2 protein-coding genes and 1 pseudogene are annotated in these 1,737 nt (G+C 63.0%); all 3 read left to right on the forward strand.

Annotated elements, in window-relative coordinates; all coding sequences use genetic code 11:
• Positions 1-237, forward strand: a pseudogene (locus EN994_RS29960) (glycosyltransferase family 2 protein); the annotation flags it as partial.
• The gene (locus EN994_RS29965; protein ID WP_063169888.1) at positions 227-1,195 is read left to right on the forward strand and encodes a glycosyltransferase family 2 protein; all 969 of its coding nucleotides are present in this window, start codon (positions 227-229) and stop codon (positions 1,193-1,195) included. The pseudogene EN994_RS29960 and the gene EN994_RS29965, both read left to right, overlap by 11 nt.
• A 74-nt stretch (positions 1,196-1,269) precedes the next feature.
• Positions 1,270-1,737 (forward strand): UTP--glucose-1-phosphate uridylyltransferase (locus EN994_RS29970; protein WP_164746352.1); only part of this gene is annotated, 468 nt, incomplete at its 3' end.

The following is a 1,737-nucleotide window of genomic DNA, read 5'->3' on the forward strand; positions in this document are numbered from 1 at the left end:
CTCCTGGGCAGCAGCGCCAGCGGAATCGGTCTGGCCAAGCAGGTCGGCCTGGCCTCGGCAAAGGCCATCTATTGCTTCGCCTCGGCACTTCCGGTCGTCGTCAGTCCGGTACGCAGGAACCGCAGCGTGCTGCGCGGCATTATGCATGTTGGTGTCGTCAGCGGCCTCGTCGGCATCCGCGAAATCCGCCTCTATGGCCAGCCTTCGCCACAGGAGGGAGGCAAGCGTGCAGCCTGACGTCAGCTCTATCCCCGATGTTTCCTTCGTTATTGCCGCCTACAATGCCGAGACGACCCTTGATCGGGCGATCGCCAGCGCCATCGCCCAGAAGGGTGTCAGCGTCGAAATCATCGTCGTCGACGACAAGTCGCGCGATGCGACGCTCGATGTTGCGCGGGCCTATCCCGGGGATATCGTCCGTGTCATCGCCCTGCCAAGCAATCGCGGCCCGGGCGGCGCCAGGAATGCCGGCCTCGATGCCGCCCGCGGCAGATGGATCGCGGTTCTCGATTCCGACGACGCGGTCTTTCCCGGCCGGCTCGCCAAGATGATCGCGCGTGCCGAAAGCGCGGATGCCCAGATCGCCGTCGACAATCTGCAGGTCGTTCGCGAGGACGGCGTTATCGAGGACGCGATGTTTCCGCGGCAATATCTGGAAGGCTTGCGCGAGATTTCGCTGGCCACCTACATCGCCGGCAACATCGTCTTCGAATCCAAGTTCAACCTCGGCTACCTCAAGCCGATCTTCCAGCGCGAGTTCCTGAACGAAAACCGGCTTCGCTATGACGAGAAGCTGAGGATCGGCGAAGACTACATCCTCTTTGCCGCCGCCCTGGCCAACGGCGGAAAATGCGTCGTCGAGCCCGATATCGGCTATGCCTACCATATTCGCAGCGTCTCCATTTCGCGCGTGCTCGAGCTTCACCACGTCGAAGCCATGCGCAGGGCGGATGCCGTGTTCGCTCAAACCCATCGGATGGATGAGGCCGCGCAAGCCGCGTTCGCGCGGCGTGGCCGCAGCCTGCGCAAGGCGGCATCGTTTCTGTCACTGGTACAGCACATCAAGGCGCGGTCCCCGCTCAAGGCGATCCGGACTGCGCTCAGCGACCCGGCGGCGGTCAGGCATATGGGCATGCCGATCGCCGTGCGGTTGCGAAGAATGGCGGCACAATTTGCCGTCGGGGCGGGGAGGTGAAGATGCAGGCACATGGAGGGAATTTTCGTGGCCTGTGAACGGATTGAAGTCGATCTCCTCAGAAGGAATTTGCGATGAAGAAAATCAGGAAGGCCGTGATACCGGTGGCGGGGCTTGGAACGCGGTTCCTGCCGGCGACCAAGTCGATGCCGAAGGAAATGCTTCCCGTCGTCGACAGGCCCGTCGTCCAATATGCGGTGGACGAGGCCTTCGAGGCGGGCATCGAACACATCGTCTTCGTGACCGGTCGCAACAAGGCGGTGATCGAGGACTATTTCGACCTGCATCCGGAATTGATCGGCACCCTGGAGCAGACCGGCAAGAAGACCCAGCTGGAGGCGCTCGAAAGCATGCTGCCTGTGGCCGGCGCCACCAGCTTCATCCGCCAGCAATCCCCGCAAGGCCTCGGCCATGCCGTCTGGTGCGCGCGCGAGGTTATCGGCAACGAGCCCTTCGCCTTGCTGCTGCCGGACATGGTGTCCTTCGGCGGTCGCGGATGCCTCGCCGAAACCGTCGAGCTTTATGAGCGCACGGGCGGCAAC

The sequence above is a fragment of the Mesorhizobium sp. M7A.F.Ca.CA.002.09.1.1 genome (genome assembly GCF_003998555.1).
Lineage (GTDB): Bacteria > Pseudomonadota > Alphaproteobacteria > Rhizobiales > Rhizobiaceae > Mesorhizobium > Mesorhizobium ciceri.